Origin of the sequence: Gorillibacterium sp. CAU 1737 (assembly GCF_039888655.1) — a bacterium.
GTDB lineage: Bacteria > Bacillota > Bacilli > Paenibacillales > NBRC-103111 > Gorillibacterium.
Genome location: NZ_JBDQQO010000001.1, coordinates 896,433 through 911,615, shown reverse-complemented (window position 1 = coordinate 911,615; position 15,183 = coordinate 896,433). Strand labels below are relative to the sequence as shown.

Here is a 15,183-nt window from a genome sequence, read left to right as displayed (position 1 = left end):
TATTGAAAATTAATAAGCAAGTATCTTCTCCAGATTGGTTTTGATCGCTTCCATCTGTACCCTTGAAGTTTGATTCAAGTGATCCACCACTTGTTGTTCCGTGAATCCACTTGAAGGGTCCACCTCAAAATCCTGGGTCCAGACCATCTCGGTTCTCCCATCCTTTTCTTCATACAGCCATTGGATATCCATCGACTGGAAAGGAAACAGATGATCGACTCTTCGGGCATGGATCTTCTTGTTCTCTCGATCCAGTCTCCGCTCGGAAATCCAGGAGTAGGTCTTTTGATCTTCATCCGGAAATGTCGTCAATCGGAACAAAATGTAATTATCATCTTTCTGGATAACCAGTGCTTCTTTATACTCCGTAAATAAGTTCGGCCAGTTCTCGATGTCATTGGTCATATCAAACACCACATCAAACCCAGCATTGATTTCAATGGAATTTTGGATTCTGGTCATCGTGTACCTCCTTTTATTTTGTGAATATAATCACATTTCGAATTAGAAAATCACGACTCTCCTTGCTTGAACGAAGTAATTTGCATCAATTTTAGGTAACTTTTTCCTGATTAGCCACAGGATACACCACATTGATTTTAAAGTCAATGAGTATATACTCAATGATTAGTCAGTTATTGAGTGTTGAGTTATTTAACTTAGTGTAATAATATATAGCTGAACAGGGGGGCTACTATGACAGGATCACAGCGTCAAAAACAGAAACAAGCCACACGGCAAAATATCATTGCCATGGCTTTACAACAATATGGCGAGAACGGATTTCTAAAAACCAGAACGGCGGATATTGCCCATGCCTCGAAGGTTTCTCACGGGACGATCTTTGCTCATTTCCCCACCCAGGAGGAACTGATTGTTTCGGTCATCGAGGAATTCGGGAATCGAATTAGCGCGCGATTGCATGAGTTGACCTATAACACGAGTGGAATTGTTGATTTGTTAAGCGCTCACATTCAAGGTCTGCTTGAATATGAGGCCTTCTATACGAGACTCGTCATTGAGGGCCGATTGCTGCCTAAGGATGCCCGAAATACCTTTATCCTGATTCAATCGACCATATCCTTTTATTTGGGTCAGGTAGCAGAAAGAGAGATGGAAGAAGGTAAAATTGCAACTCTTCCCATCCATATGATCTTCAATAGCTGGACAGGACTCTTGCACTATTATTTAATTAATAGTGACCTGTTTGCCCCTGGAGAATCGGTACTTCTTCGCTACGGGGATGAAATCTTGAATTTCTATATGGAGCTTCTTGCTCCGAAAAACATAGACTGAGGACGTGATTCATTTGAAAATTTGCATTGCGTGCGGAATGCCGATGAAGAGCTTATCGGATTACGCGATGGAGGATGAAAAAAAGGATTACTGCCGTCATTGCTCTCGTCCCGATGGAACCATGCAATCGTATTCAGAGAAATTGCAATCTTTCGTTAAGCTCATCATCAAAACACAAGGGTTGGACATCCAAGTCGCTACCACTTCTGCGAAGGCGATGATGATGCGCCTGCCTGCTTGGGAGAAGTTTAGAGAAACCGTTGACTTTGGCAACTAATCGGTTCAAAAGTGTAAACAAAAGGCTCGCAATTGCATAATGCAACTGCGAGCCTTCTTATTCCTATACAAGTGAGCAAAGCGGTTTGACCCGTTATGAATTTTGAATATCCACAAACCCTTTGCCAAAGACATCCTGCAGGTCGTGAATCGTGAGGAACGCCTCGCGATCGGTGGCTTTGACGATTTTCTTCAGCATCGCGATCTCCTGTTTGTTGACCACGATATAGAGAACGCCCATCGAGGTTTTCGTGTAATACCCCTGACCGCTCAACACCGTCACGCCTCGATCCATCAGCTTGTTTACCTGGTCTGCGATGCGGTCCTGCTCTTTGGAGATGATGGTTACCGCCTTCGTCGGATTTAGTCCCGCAATGACGAGCTCCATTACCTTCGTGGCCACAACCAGCATGATGAGGGTGAACATCAGCCGTTCCGGCCCGATAATAAAGTAGGAGCACAATGCAACCAACACGTCGCAAAACAACAGGGCGTAGCTGATGTTCCAATCCCAGAATTTGTTGAGGAACTTGGCGATGATAACCGTTCCGGCCGTCGTTCCTCCGACCCGAACGATGAGCCCAATGCCCAGTCCGATGATGGCTCCGCCGAAGATGGCATTGACCATTAAATCGTTGGCCACGATCCGCCACCCTTCGGTGAGATGAAGAAAGAGGGAATGGAACGAGACGGCAGCCACAGTATAGGCAATCGTCCGCTTGGACAGAAAGCGAAACCCCGCTGCAAGCAGCAGCATATTGATAACCAGGCTGGTCCAGCCCGGCGGCCATTCCAGCAGATAATACAAAATAATCGTAATGCCGACTACGCCGCCCTCGCCAAATTCGTGAGGAATGACAAAGACGTTGATGCCGAGCGCAAAGGCGAAAGCCCCCGCCATGATGACGAGTAAATCCAAACCTGTTTTTTTCATCTCTACCGCACAGCCTACTCTCCGCAATCGTTCTCGTGCCTCCAACCCGCTGGGCACGCTCTGCCATTCCTACATTTAATCACGGATTTCGAAGCCTCTCAAGCAACTGTGCTACCATGCTACTAGTTTACCAAACTGAAGACTGCCGCCTGGAACAGTGGAGAAACGTCAGGATTGAGTTAAGCGGTAAACTTCCTCCCCCAACACATCGTTAACGGCCTTAATGAAAATTGCATAAGCATGGTCTCGATCCACTCGTCCTGAATTAGATAACAGAAGGATCTGCTCCGCTTTCGTAGAGTCGAATTGATAGCTGTCCGCCAGCATGTGTTTCAATTCTTCTTCCGACCCACCTGCAGCAAACACGCAAGCTGCTTTGTACACGGCATTGTCTTCGTAATTTTCCGACCCTTTCGATGCCCGGACTGCCTCCAGATGAGCCATGATCTTCTTTGCCGCGTGCAAGGTCACCATGATGATGCACAGCAACCCCATACCTCGCAAAATATCGTCCATGACGTTTTCCCTTCCTTTTCCCGGTGAAGTTTTTGCTACGCTACAAAGCTTAGCACCCTCGATATAAGCACGGGATTAAGGAATGGCAAATGGAGTTAAGATTGTGTGTAGAAACGCTGGAAAACAAGTCGGTTTCGATGAGATGCTGGATTGTGAAATTACGAAAAAAGAAAACAGACTTCTCTATGGCCGATTGCCACGAAAAGTCTGTTTTCTGAAAGTAGTGCGGTCAAGAGGACTTGAACCTCCACGTCATTGCTGACACTAGAACCTGAATCTAGCGCGTCTGCCAATTCCGCCATGACCGCATATTTTGCGCGTTGCTGCGCTTATCGTTGTCCGCTTGGCTGTCGAACAACCGAGGAATAATATATCACGTTCCCCGGTTGTTTGACAAGCCCTTTTTTACTGGTATTTTATGGCGTTAACTACAGCGGCCAAAACCTCTTTCTAATCAGCCGGACAGAGCCTTACGAAAACAACGTCCGGTACTCGCTGTAGCCTTCTTCCTCCAGCTTGTCCTTCGGGATAAACCGAAGAGCGGCGGAGTTGATGCAATAGCGCAAGCCGCCCTTATCGGCGGGTCCATCCGGGAACACGTGGCCGAGGTGAGAGTCCGCTTCCGTGCTGCGCACTTCGGTGCGGACCATGAAGTGGCTGTGGTCAGCCTTCTCCTTGACAACTTCCTCCTCCACCGGTTTGGTGAAGCTGGGCCAGCCGCAGCCGGAGTCGTACTTATCGAGCGAGGTGAACAGCGGCTTTCCCGAGACGATATCCACGTACAAGCCTTCTTCGTGATGGTCGAAGAACTCGTTCTGGAAGGGGGCTTCCGTCGCGCTGTTTTGGGTCACCTCATATTGAAGGGGAGTTAGGCGCTTTTTCAAGTCTTCAGAGCTCTCTTTAATGGTTCTCCCCTCCCCATGCTTGCTCCAGGTACCGATCTCGACCGGATCCCTTGCGGTATTGCTTGTAGTGCTCCGGGTTCTTCTTATGGAAGTCCTGGTGATATTCCTCTGCCGGATAGAAAGGCATCGCCGGAACGATGGGGGTGACGATGGGGTGACTGAAGCGGCCGCTTTCATTCAGGCGCTTCTTCGAAACCTCTGCCAAATCACGCTGCTCGTCGCTGTACGTGAAGATGGCCGTCCGGTACGATTCGCCGCGATCGCAGAATTGACCTTCCGCATCGGTCGGGTCAATCTGCTGCCAGAATACCTCCACCAGCTCGGAATAGGGAAAAATCTCAGGATCAAACGTGATTTGAACCGCTTCCGTATGCCCCGTCGTTCCCGAGCATACTTCCTTATACGTGGGATTCTCCTTATGACCACCCGTGTAGCCGGAGACCACGGAAATGATGCCGGGACGCTCTTCAAACGGGCTAATCATGCACCAGAAACATCCTCCCGCGAAGGTTGCCTGTTCCAAACGGCTACCGGCTTCTGGTTCGTGATGATCGCTCATAGGGGATGTACCTCCTGTTCCTTTTAAAGACGTGTAGATGACTCGGGATTAGTATAGCATTTCACTGCCGCTTCGCTCAAATGAAACCCGCTTGAAGGAGACGTTGAAAGCTTTCCCTTGTTCTTCCCGAAGGAAACGCGCTATAATCGGAAAATGCTTTGATTTCATCATTCCCGGAAAGGACGGAATTTCATGCCAGCCACGCTCAATCGACCGCAAAACCGAATGCAGGTGCTTGTCAGCATCGTGCTCGCCATGCTGGTCGCTTCCATGGACACCACCATCATCAACACCACCATGCCCATCATTGTCAAGGATTTAGGCGGTTATTCGCTCTACGCCTGGGCATTCGCTTCCTATATGATCTTCTCAACGGTGCTTACCCCCATCGCCGGACGGATCTCAGACTTATACGGACGCAAAACCATCCTGGCTGCCGGCATCATCGTATTCCTCATCGGCTCTCTGCTCTGCGGACTGTCTCAAACCATGATGCAGCTCATTTTGTTCCGCGCGGTTCAGGGTATCGGAGCTGGGATCATGAACCCCTTTCCTGCGATTATCGCCGGAGACTTGTATCCCATCGAGGAACGGGGAAAAATCCAGGCGCTCTTCTCCGCCATGTGGGGCATCTCCGCGGTTATCGCCCCTCTATTCGGCGCCTTATTCACGGAGTATGCCTCGTGGCGCTGGATTTTCTACATCAACATCCCGATATGCCTGCTGTCCCTCTTCTTCCTGAGGGCTTACAAGGAAGAATACGAGCCAAAGCCAGCCTCGGTGGACTACGGAGGAGCCGTGCTCTTCACCTTAGGCGTAAGCCTGACGCTGGCCGCCACCGCTTTTGAGAAGCAGGCCTGGTGGCTCGTATTGGCCGGTGTTGCCCTGCTCGCTGTCTTCATTGCTTATGAACGGCGGCAAAGCTCGCCCATCGTCCCGCTTGCCCTTTTCCGCAGCCGACCGATCCGGCGGATGAACATCAACGCCTTCCTGTCGAATGCAGCATTGTTTGGCACCGCGAGCTATGCTCCGACCTTCCTGCAGGAGCAAGGGTACTCCACTTTTGTGAGCGGTGTAGCCTTGCTTGCGCAATCGGCTGGTTGGATGCTCATGTCCGTACCCGCTGGTAAGCTCATCCTCCGCTACGGGTACTCCCGCCTCTTGATCATCGGCAACGTCCTCCTCGTTCTGTCCGGTGTCCAGCTGTTTTACCTGTCAGCCGGAAGCAGCTACTTGTACAGCCTAACCGCCCTGTTCATTCAAGGGATGGCGTTCGGGATTCTCGTCACCGTCACCATCATTGGCTCCCAACAGTTTGTTGACGGGGATCAAAAAGGGATTTCCACCTCCCTCATGATGTTCTCACGGAACATCGGAACGGCGGTTGGTGTTACGGTTATGGGCAGCCTGCTCACCGGTGCGGCCCAGTTCATGACCGGCGTCCACTCCCTGTACACCTACGGGTTCCTGGTCAGCCTGCTTTCTCTCGCGACGGCCTTCCTCTCGCTGGAGGCAGCCAAGCGGCCCCTTCCGAATGCGCTGTAAGGCTGTTCCGTCCTCACCTGTATGATTTCATCCAACTGCATACAGAAACGAAAAGAAGCCTCCGCTCCAAGAATCATTCTTGGTAGGAGGCTTCTTCCGTTTCGAACGAAATTCTATAGATCAGTCCGTAAACTCTTGTACCCAAGCGCCATTGTAATAGCCGACGCCGATTTTTTTGTAGTTCGCATTGAGAATGTTCGCCTTATGTCCTGCGCTGTTCATCCAGGCGGTCATGACCTCCTGCGGCGTCCGTTGGCCCTTGGCGATGTTTTCACCGGCATAGGAATGCGGAATGCCATAACGGGTCATCATATCAAATGGAGAACCGTAGGTCGGCGACGTATGGCTGAAGTAGTTGTTCACGATCATGTCTTTCGCCTTGTCGACGGCCATCTTGGACAGGGCCGAATCGAAGGTGAGCGGGCTCAGTCCCGCTGCCGCACGCTCCTGATTGACGATGGAGGCTACCTGTTTGGCATAAGCCGTAGCGGTATCATCGGTTGCCGACGTCCCTGTGGATGGTGCGGACGGGGTCGAAGTCACCGGAGTCGAAGGGGTCTTCGACGGGGTGCTGGTGGTCGTCTTGGTCGGGATGGTGATCACCATGCCCTCCCAGATGATATTGGGGTTCTTGATCCAGCTATTGGCTTGAATCAGGGAGTTCAGCGTTACGCCTTGATTCACGGAAATTCTCCAAAGGGTATCATTCGCTTTCACGCGGTAAGCGGAAGCGGCATCAGCCGTACCAGAGGCGAGCAAAGGCGCGGCAAGAAGGCTGCCGGCGAGAGCGGTGGTCATCAGACGACGGGTAAAAATAGTTTTGCGAGTATTCAAAGAAAGACACTCTCCTTTTGGCGGCCTGCGAGGTTAGCTGACGGGTTCGGGAAAAAGAGAAAATCCCGGCTGCGCATCGGCGCAGCTTCACCCCAAGAATGGGGTCCCCCGCGCTCTGGTCAAGAGCTTCGGCCTGATTTGGGTGTGGCATGACCGTTTCTATTCTATCACAGCTAGAGTGCCGGTTGATCCGGTAAATAATAGAAACGAAGCGAAACTGGCCCTCGCTACAGAGAGAACCAGTTTCGCTTCGTTGTTCGATTCCATTGTCCTTTGTGCACATAATCGTTCTGAACGGGGTCGTAGCGATAGTCTGTTTTCCACAGCGGAGCATAGTGAACGATCTCGCGCATGGCGCGCAAGAGTGCGTGTACCTCTTCGTCCGATACGATCGGGTGAAGAGACAGCCGAACCCAGCCCGGCTTTTCCAACAGGTGTCCGCTCTCTACCTTCCGGCGGATTCGTTCGGATTCTTCCGGGGAGAGGCCAAACAAAAAATGCCCATACGTCCCTGCGCAGGAACAGCCTCCGCGGGATTGGATACCATACCGATCATTAAGCAGGCGAACGACCAATGGATAATGCAGATCCCGGCAGAGAAAGGAGACGATAGGAAGCCTTTCCTGAAGCGCGCTGTCCAGAATGTGGATCCCCGGCAAGGTGTCGAGTCCGTTCAGCAGCAGTTCGGTTAGCTGTCCCTCCCGCTCACACAGCTCACTTATGCCCATTTCTTCCTTGAGCGAGATGGCGAACGCGGCCTTGGCAGCCTGCAAGAAGCCGGGTGTTCCCCCATCCTCTCGCTCTTCCTTCTCCTCCAAATACGTTACCCCGCCCCAACGGTCCGTCCACAGCACCGTCCCTCCTCCGGGGAGATCCGGGATCTCTCCGTTTACCAGTCGGGCATGAACGGCAAGCACCCCGCTGGCACCGGGGCCTCCTAGGAATTTATGAGGGGAGAAATAGACGGCATCCAAGCCTTCCTCGGGATCGTCGGGGTGCATATCGAGCTCGGCATAGGGAGCGAAGGCCGTCCAATCGGCAAAAACCATCCCCCCGTGGCGGTGCATGACTTTTGCCAAAGCCCCTAGCTTCGGCATAACCCCTGTCACGTTCGAGCAAGCCGTGAACGCTCCCAGCTTCAATGGGCGATCAGCAAAGCGAACCAGCTCCGCCTCGAGGTTCTCTGAGCTGGCCAGGCCGTTCTCATCCGGTTCCAGCACGATGACATCCGCCAGGCATTCCTTCCACGAGATTTGATTTGAGTGATGCTCCATATGCGTAACAAAAACGACCGGCCGCTGTTCAGGTGCAACGTCAACGGCTCCGCGAAATCCGGAAGGGAGCTTGATACCGAGTAATCGTTGAAGCTTTGCGACCGCAGCGGTCATGCCGTTGCCGCAAAAGAGCAGCAGGTCGTCCTCCCCCGCATGAATATGCTGCTTGATGCGCGCTTTCGCTTCCCGGTAGGCTGTCGTCATCAAAGCTCCCGTATAGGTCGCCTCACTGTGGGTATTGGCCGCATATGGCATGAATTCCGTCTGCAGCTTCCGCTCAATGGGGCCGTACAAGCGCCCGCTGGCCGCCCAATCGGCATAGAGAATTCGCCGAACCCCGTATGGGGTTTGGAACCGTGCGTGATTTCCAAGTGTCTGTTCCCGGTACGGCGCGAAATAGTGCTCCAGCTCACGACGGCTCTTATCCGTACGGCTAAGGCAACACCCCAACACATCCCATCCCTCCATTCGCCCATGTCAAAACAGGATATGCGCGAGGGAGAGCGGCGGTCCTTGACCGATTAGATAAAGAGCTGCATATCCGCTTCAAGTGCCTCTTTCAGATAGGTCTTGGCTTCCACGATCTCCAGCTCCGGGATGAATTCCTCCTGCTGAAATCCCATGACCTCGACAGAAAGCTTGCAGGCATAGAACTTGACGTTCTTCTTTCGGGCTCCCTTTAGAAAAGCAGACAACGGAGGCGCATCGTCGTCCTCCATCATGGTGAGGAGCATCTTCTTACCGAAGCCGGCATAGTTCATCCGGGATAACGGAAGGTCGTCCGGTCCTTTCGGTGTCATGTGCCCGAGCAGCTTTTCATAGATCGTCTTGTCCTCATCCGTCAGTTTTTCGGGATCTCGCACGAGAAACAACCCCCAAAAGGCAAAGAACATCGTGACTTCCACATCCAGCTCGCGAGCACTGTTCGCCAAGATGAGCGCCGCCATCGCCTTGTCATACTCCCCGCTAAACACGAGCAGGTTCATCTTCTTGTTCATGATCCCAGTCCTTTCCGCGCCAGGTGACCGCTGCCTCATGGGCTGTTTGGTACCCTAGCCTACTGCGCCTAGTGTTCGCCTTCAACTAAGCCCCTATGCGCAGGAGGAAAACTGTGACAAATGCCATTCTTCGTAAAACACAAGCCTATGAAAAAAAGAACCCCCGCCGGGTGTAAGCTTGGCAGAGGTTCACTCATCTATGAAGGGACAGGACTTGCGAGCGAAAGAATGGGGCAATCGGGCTCCCCCTTACTCGTGGTAAGCGTTAATCAAGCGGCTGATATCCGATCCGGCTTCGTTTTCCTCAACGGGAATGCCTTGCTCGGCCCAGCAATGGCGGCAAATTTCTTCGGTAGCACAAGCATGAGCATCATCGCAGGTGTAGCAGAACTGCATCAGGTTCATCGTTACTTGATCGTTGGCCATTTCTTTCATCTCAATCACTCCCATCGTTGTTTACAAGAACATTGTAACACATTTCACAACTAATAAAGTGATTTTTTTCACACTTTGAAAGATTTCTTTTCCCTCTTTTTCGAACCTGACAACTGTCATCTCCATCTCCTGACACCCACAACTGATCAAGGGCTTGCAGAGGAAGTAAAATCAGAAGCAACGAAACCGCTAAGAACGAAAGGAGCCGGAACATGACGGCCATCATTCAACTCGAACACGTCTGCAAAACCTTTGCTGGGAAAAAAGCAGTGAACAACGTAAGCTTCTCCATTCATCCCGGCGAAATCGTCGCCATCCTCGGGCCGAACGGCGCGGGCAAAACCACAACGCTGAACATGCTGCTCGGCCTGCTTAAGCCTACGCAAGGAACGCTGCGCCTCTTCGGCCTGGAGCCGGGAAGTACCGAGGTGCGCAAACGAATCGGCGCCATGCTGCAGGAAGTGAGCGTGATGGATCGCCTGAAGGTGTCCGAGCTGATCCAACTCATTCGCTCCTATTACCCGAACCCGCTTGCAGTGGACGAGCTGCTGACGATCACCGGCCTCTCCCGCGAAGACCAGAACCGCTTTGCCGAGAAGCTGTCAGGAGGCCAAAAGCGCAGCCTCGGCTTTGCACTCGCTCTTGCAGGGAACCCTGATCTCCTCTTCTTCGACGAACCCACCGTCGGACTCGACATCAGCGCTCGCCGGAGATTCTGGGAGCAGGCCGGCAAGCTGGCGGAGCAAGGCAAGACCATCGTCTTCACCACGCATTATCTGCAGGAAGCCGACGATTTTGCGAAACGGATCTTGCTGTTTGATAAGGGAGAGCTCATTGCAGACGGAACGCCGGACGAAATCAAGTCCCGCATCCTTAAGCCCTCCGTCTCCTTCTTCTCCCCTCTGGCAGAAGATGAACTTGGAGCCAAGCTCGCTTCCCTCCCCATGGTCGAGGAATGGTATTTCCGCGACGGACGCACCTTCGTGAGCACCGGAGATACGGACGCCGCCCTCATCGCGTTAATCCGCGAAGGGTTCCCGCTCCATCAGATTCGCATCGATTCCGGCCGGCTCGACGATGCCTTTGAACAGCTCACCCACCAGGAGGAGAAAACCCGATGATCCAGATGCTAAAGGCCCAATGCACCGCCGAACTACAACGCATACTCCGCAATCCGTATTACGTGTTCTGGTCGCTTCTCATGCCCATCCTGTTCTACATTGTGTTTACCCGTATCGTGAACACCGGCGTAGAGGACGCCTCCTGGTGGAAGACCCACTACCTGATGTCCATGACCTCCTTCAGTGTCATGGGCTCCTCCATCATGACCCTGGGCATCCGGATGGTCCAAGAGCGCTCCAACGGCTGGGCGACCTTCCTGCGCATCACCCCGCTTCCCGGTTCCGTCTCCTTCCTTGCCAAAATGGCCGGTCAAACCGTCATGCATCTATTTTCGATTGTCGTCATCTTCCTCGCCGGCTTCCTTATCAACGGGGTGAGCTTGAGCGCTGGACAATGGCTCGCTTGCGGAGCCTGGGTTCTGCTCGCTTCCGCACCTTTCCTCGCCCTCGGCACCATCATCGGCTCGATGAGCCGCGTCGATACGGCGAGCGGGGTCAGCAACGCGGTCTACATGATTCTGGCCATTACCGGCGGCATGTGGATGCCGATTGACATTCTGCCGAAGGTCGTTCAGCGCATCTCCGTCTGGCTCCCCTCTTACCAATTCGGAAACGGTGCCTGGGCCATTGTGCACGGTGACGCTCCGCAGATCAAGGGCATCCTCATCCTTCTAGGCTATCTCGCCGTCTTTATGGTACTATCCATGTATATTCGAAAAAAACAAGAAGCGGTGTAACCCATGTCTCGTTTCCGTTCGTTCTCTCTCTTTCCGAAAAAGTTCGGGTACTTCCCCTATTTCTGGCCGATGTACCTCATCCTCCCTGTCATGAACCTCCCGAGTTTTTCCGGATGGGAGCTGGCGATCGGAATCGGTCTCATTCTCATCTTCCTGGTTACCTACCAGCAGTTGTATTGGTCACAAGGTAAGGTCTTTACAATCTGGCTGCTTGTCCAGATGACCCTTACGCTGGTGTTGACCCTCTTCTTTAATCCGTACAACATCTACATGGGGTTCTTCTCCGCCAACTTTATCGGCTGGCATGTGAAGCGGGAGAAGTTCATCCCTTCCTATGTAACGTTCCTGCTCTTTAACGCCATTCCCATCGTCGTTTTCCTCAACCAAATGACCTTGAGCTCTTTCCTTTACTTCCTGCCCTTCTTCATCATCATGATCGCATCCCCCTTCGGCATCCATTCCATCAACAAGAAGAAGCAGTTGGAAAAGGACCTGGGAGCCGCAAAGGAGCAGATCGAGGAGCTCATCAAACGCGAGGAGCGGCAGCGCATTGCCCGCGACCTTCACGATACGTTAGGTCACACGTTATCGTTAATCACATTAAAGAGTCAATTGGTGCAAAAGCTCGTGCAAAAAGATGCGGAGAGGGCTCTGCAGGAAGCGAAGGACATTGAGCAAACCTCCCGGGCCGCGCTGCGTCAAGTGCGGGAGCTGATCTCGGACATGCGGGCGGTGAAGGTAGCGGAGGAATTGGCTTCGGCCAAAGGCATTCTGGAAGCGGCGGGGATGGCATTCCATGCGGAAACCGAAGGCGACTTTTCCCGCCTTAGCGTCCTGGACCAGAATATCCTCAGCCTCTGCATCAAAGAGGCGGTGACCAACATCGTCAAGCACAGCCGGGCAACCCGCTGCCTCATTCAGGTGTCAGCGGAATCCGCTCAAGCTACCCTTCTGGTGGAGGATGACGGAATCGGCTTCGACCCGGGTGAAGGCGGGACGGGCAACGGGCTCACAGGCATGAAGGAGCGGCTCGCTTTGATTGACGGCACGTTCCACTTGGAGCATCGTGATGGGAAGGGAGTCAAGCTTCGGGTATCCATTCCCATTGTGGCAAAAGGAGCAAAGGACGGTGAACCCGCATGATCCGCATTGTAATCGCAGAAGATCAAGGCATGCTGAGAGGAGCGCTCGCTTCCCTGCTTGAGCTGGAAGACGATTTAACCATTGTGGCTCAAGCTCGCCATGGCGAGGAGGCGCTCGCCCTCATTCAATTGCATCAACCCGATATCGCCCTGCTCGATATCGAGATGCCGCAGATGAGCGGGCTGGACGTGGCGGAGACCATCAAGGAAAAAGGCTGGTCTACCCGCGTCGTCATCCTGACGACGTTCCAGCGTCCCGGTTATTTCGAGCGGGCGGTACGAGCCAGCGTCCTGGGCTATCTCTTGAAGGACGAGCCGAGCGACCGGCTGGCTGAAGCCATTCGCCGCGTAGCCGCCGGGTACCGGGAGGTGTCTCCCGAGCTGGTCTTCGGCTTCATTCGCGAGGAGAATCCCCTCACCGAGCGGGAATGCGAGATTCTGAAGCTCGCCGCGGAAGGTCTGTCCGCGAATCAGATCGCGGATTCCCTGTTTCTCTCCCACGGCACCGTCCGCAATTACATCTCGGACATTCTCGGCAAGCTCGGCGTGAAGAGTCGAATTGAAGCTGTCCGCGCGGCCGAAGAAAAAGGCTGGATCTCCTATCGCAAGGACGACCCAACCTAAGGGGCGGAGCTATTCCGCATAACCTGACGAGCGGAGCCATTCTGCTGGGCTTATCCAGATGGGATGATCAACCACTCGCGGCTTTACCTTCCGGTTATCTACGAAAAGGAGCATAAAAAGAGCCTATGAAACCCGACAACGATGCTTACTACCGCTCCATCCTCGCCTCTTATCCGCTGCCGCCTGTTCTACGAATCGAAGAGCGGGACAGCGGCATGAACAACACCACCCGGTACGCCGTCCTGGAGGACGGCAGCGTCCGGGTTCTTCGTATTTATGAGAATCATCGCGAGGAAGCGAAGCTCGCCACAGAGCACGAGCTTCTTCTTCGGCTCACCCAGGAGGACCTGCCTTTTCTCGTCCCTTGCCCGCTCTATACAGAGCAGGGAAGCACCTGGACGACAGCACCGGACGGAAAGCTTGCCTCCCTCTTTCCTCTCCTGCCCGGAAAGAGGCCAGCGGCTGACCGCCACACTCTCTCCTATGCCTACGGGCGGGTTGTGGGACAGCTTACGCAAGCCATGGAACAGCTTACGCTCGATGTCGAGCCTTCCTATCCGCCCTATGATGAACTTCTCAGCGTGGATACCAACGAAGCGGCGGGGAGCGCCCGCCGCTTGTATGAGCAAGATGCAGCCCTCTCCGCATTCGCCGGAGAAGCTGACTATTTGCTAGCCATTCTCGACCGCCTGTCCAGCCAGGCAGAATCGATCCGCCGCTTGAATCGGCAATGGATTCATGGCGACTTCTCGCACGCCAACGCACTGGTTAGCGAGGATGCCGTCACGTCCGTGCTCGACTTCGAGTTCGCCACCCGCGACCTTCGCGCCATGGAGCTGGCGGTCTGTCTCGCGGAGCAGCTTTCCGCTCCAGGCGGGCTCCAGCGAGCCGTCATCGAAGAGCTGCTCGACGGTTATCGAAGCGTACGCGCCTTGCAGCCGGAAGAGTTGAGGCTGCTGCCCGAGCTGCTCCAGCTGCGCAAGCTCGATGTCTTCCTCCATTTCCTGAACCGCTACCAGACCGGGCTTGATCCCGTGCAGGTGCTGCAGGATCAAACCAGCAAGTCCGCCAGAGTCTGCCGCTTTCTCGATGAGCAAGCGGATTGGATTCGCCGCCTTTAATCGGAGGATTGCGGTGAGAAACGCCTGCGCCTCACCCTCCGTAGAGAGAATCCACAGCGGCTTCCAGTACTTGGCCGATGCTGTCCCGAATCACAAGAGACGCCTTGTGGTCGTAAGGAGTCGAGGATTTGTTGAGGAGCACGAGGTGCAGCCCCCGATAATAACGGACAAGCAGCGCCGCTGGCGTTACCGTGAGCGAGGTGCCGCCGATAAGCAGCAGATCGGCCTGCTGCAGCCATTCGACCGAACGCTCCAAGGCATCTAGGTCCAGGCTCTCCTCGTAGAGGACGACATCCGGCTTGAGCAAGCCTCCGCACTGCGGGCAGCGAGGAATGACCTCCGGGCTGTCCAGCACAGTCTTCAACGGGTGCTTGGCACCGCACGCCAAACAAGTGTTGGCGAGCACCGTTCCATGCAGCTCAATGACCTTGCGGCTTCCCGCCTGCTGGTGAAGCCCGTCGATGTTCTGGGTGATGATGCCGGACAGCTTGCCCTCCTCCTCCAAGCGCGCAAGCGCGCGATGAGCCCCGTTGGGTTTTGCGTTCGGATAGAGCAGCTTACTTCGGTAGAACGAATAGAACGTCTCCGGGTTCTGATCGAAGAAGCTTCGGCTGAGGATCGTTTCCGCCGGATAGGCGAAGCCGCTCTCTTCGCGAAACAACCCTGCCCTCTCCCCGGCAGGAGCAGAAGCGCCGTCTCGCGAGGAGACGGCGTTTTCGTTATCCTCAGACCGTCCTGCGCTTCGAAAATCCGGTATTCCACTTTCGGTGGAGGTGCCTGCTCCTCCGAAGAAGACGATGCGCTTGGCTTCCTGAATCCGCATCGCCAGCTCACGGATTGAATCGGACACACAATCCCCTCCTCGT

At 53.9% G+C, this 15,183-nt stretch carries 16 protein-coding genes, 1 tRNA gene, 1 pseudogene and 1 riboswitch; of the genes and pseudogenes, 8 read left to right on the top strand and 10 right to left on the bottom strand.

Annotation, left to right across the window (positions count from 1 at the left end):
* Window positions 1-9 precede the first annotated feature (9 nt).
* Window positions 10-462, bottom strand: a complete 453-nt coding sequence (locus AAFN83_RS04240; RefSeq protein WP_347767303.1) for an SRPBCC family protein — start codon at window positions 460-462, stop codon at window positions 10-12.
* Between the two features lie 234 nt (window positions 463-696).
* On the opposite strand from AAFN83_RS04240, the gene AAFN83_RS04235 reads away from it, so the two are divergent.
* Together AAFN83_RS04235 and AAFN83_RS04230 are read left to right on the top strand one after the other, a co-directional pair.
* Window positions 697-1,296, top strand: coding sequence for a TetR/AcrR family transcriptional regulator (locus tag AAFN83_RS04235; RefSeq protein ID WP_347767301.1), 600 nt, complete (start codon window positions 697-699; stop codon window positions 1,294-1,296).
* A gap of 13 nt (window positions 1,297-1,309) precedes the next feature.
* Window positions 1,310-1,573 (top strand): zinc ribbon domain-containing protein, encoded by a 264-nt coding sequence (locus AAFN83_RS04230; RefSeq protein WP_347767299.1) that lies wholly within the window; start codon window positions 1,310-1,312, stop codon window positions 1,571-1,573.
* A 93-nt stretch (window positions 1,574-1,666) separates the two neighbouring features.
* Here the strand turns inward: AAFN83_RS04230 and AAFN83_RS04225 are convergent, their stop codons facing one another.
* The 4 genes and pseudogenes from AAFN83_RS04225 to msrA form a co-directional block, all read right to left on the bottom strand.
* Window positions 1,667-2,506: a YitT family protein gene (locus tag AAFN83_RS04225; protein WP_347767298.1), complete on the bottom strand. Its 840-nt coding sequence runs from the start codon at window positions 2,504-2,506 to the stop codon at window positions 1,667-1,669.
* Window positions 2,507-2,674: 168 nt separating this feature from the next.
* The gene (locus AAFN83_RS04220; RefSeq protein WP_347767297.1) at window positions 2,675-3,022 is read right to left on the bottom strand and encodes a hypothetical protein; all 348 of its coding nucleotides are present in this window, start codon (window positions 3,020-3,022) and stop codon (window positions 2,675-2,677) included.
* 224 nt (window positions 3,023-3,246) lie between these two features.
* Window positions 3,247-3,330 (bottom strand) — tRNA-Leu (locus tag AAFN83_RS04215).
* Window positions 3,331-3,492: 162 nt separating this feature from the next.
* Window positions 3,493-4,486 (bottom strand): annotated as a pseudogene (gene msrA / locus AAFN83_RS04210) (peptide-methionine (S)-S-oxide reductase MsrA).
* A 192-nt stretch (window positions 4,487-4,678) separates the two neighbouring features.
* Here msrA and AAFN83_RS04205 point away from each other — a divergent pair.
* A complete protein-coding gene (locus AAFN83_RS04205; RefSeq protein WP_347767296.1) occupies window positions 4,679-6,031 on the top strand; it encodes an MDR family MFS transporter in 1,353 nt (450 codons plus the stop codon).
* A 120-nt stretch (window positions 6,032-6,151) separates the two neighbouring features.
* Here AAFN83_RS04205 and AAFN83_RS04200 read toward each other — a convergent pair whose 3' ends face one another.
* The 4 genes from AAFN83_RS04200 to AAFN83_RS04185 form a co-directional block, all read right to left on the bottom strand.
* On the bottom strand, window positions 6,152-6,865 hold the full coding sequence (locus AAFN83_RS04200; RefSeq protein WP_347767295.1) for a CAP domain-containing protein: 714 nt from the start codon (window positions 6,863-6,865) through the stop codon (window positions 6,152-6,154).
* A gap of 7 nt (window positions 6,866-6,872) precedes the next feature.
* Window positions 6,873-7,009, bottom strand: a riboswitch (cyclic di-AMP (ydaO/yuaA leader).
* A gap of 83 nt (window positions 7,010-7,092) precedes the next feature.
* Window positions 7,093-8,592: an aminotransferase class V-fold PLP-dependent enzyme gene (locus AAFN83_RS04195; RefSeq protein WP_347767293.1), complete on the bottom strand. Its 1,500-nt coding sequence runs from the start codon at window positions 8,590-8,592 to the stop codon at window positions 7,093-7,095.
* Between the two features lie 68 nt (window positions 8,593-8,660).
* A complete protein-coding gene (locus AAFN83_RS04190; protein ID WP_347767292.1) occupies window positions 8,661-9,137 on the bottom strand; it encodes a DsrE/DsrF/DrsH-like family protein in 477 nt (158 codons plus the stop codon).
* A 249-nt stretch (window positions 9,138-9,386) separates the two neighbouring features.
* A complete protein-coding gene (locus AAFN83_RS04185) occupies window positions 9,387-9,572 on the bottom strand; it encodes a hypothetical protein (RefSeq protein ID WP_347767290.1) in 186 nt (61 codons plus the stop codon).
* Window positions 9,573-9,784: 212 nt separating this feature from the next.
* Here AAFN83_RS04185 and AAFN83_RS04180 point away from each other — a divergent pair, with 212 nt between their 5' ends.
* From AAFN83_RS04180 to AAFN83_RS04160, 5 genes are all read left to right on the top strand, one after another.
* On the top strand, window positions 9,785-10,693 hold the full coding sequence (locus tag AAFN83_RS04180; RefSeq protein ID WP_347767289.1) for an ABC transporter ATP-binding protein: 909 nt from the start codon (window positions 9,785-9,787) through the stop codon (window positions 10,691-10,693).
* Window positions 10,690-11,430, top strand: a complete 741-nt coding sequence (locus AAFN83_RS04175) for an ABC transporter permease (RefSeq protein ID WP_347767287.1) — start codon at window positions 10,690-10,692, stop codon at window positions 11,428-11,430. The genes AAFN83_RS04180 and AAFN83_RS04175 overlap by 4 nt, the downstream gene beginning before the upstream one ends.
* Window positions 11,431-11,433: 3 nt before the next feature.
* Entirely contained in the window at window positions 11,434-12,573 is a 1,140-nt protein-coding gene (locus AAFN83_RS04170; protein ID WP_347767285.1) for a sensor histidine kinase, read from the top strand.
* Window positions 12,570-13,196, top strand: a complete 627-nt coding sequence (locus AAFN83_RS04165) for a response regulator transcription factor (RefSeq protein WP_347767283.1) — start codon at window positions 12,570-12,572, stop codon at window positions 13,194-13,196. Before AAFN83_RS04170 ends, AAFN83_RS04165 begins: the two co-directional genes overlap by 4 nt.
* Window positions 13,197-13,321: 125 nt before the next feature.
* Window positions 13,322-14,317: a phosphotransferase gene (locus tag AAFN83_RS04160; protein ID WP_347767281.1), complete on the top strand. Its 996-nt coding sequence runs from the start codon at window positions 13,322-13,324 to the stop codon at window positions 14,315-14,317.
* 31 nt (window positions 14,318-14,348) lie between these two features.
* Here AAFN83_RS04160 and AAFN83_RS04155 read toward each other — a convergent pair whose 3' ends face one another.
* Window positions 14,349-15,140: an NAD-dependent protein deacylase gene (locus tag AAFN83_RS04155; protein ID WP_347767385.1), complete on the bottom strand. Its 792-nt coding sequence runs from the start codon at window positions 15,138-15,140 to the stop codon at window positions 14,349-14,351.
* Window positions 15,141-15,183: the final 43 nt, after the last annotated feature.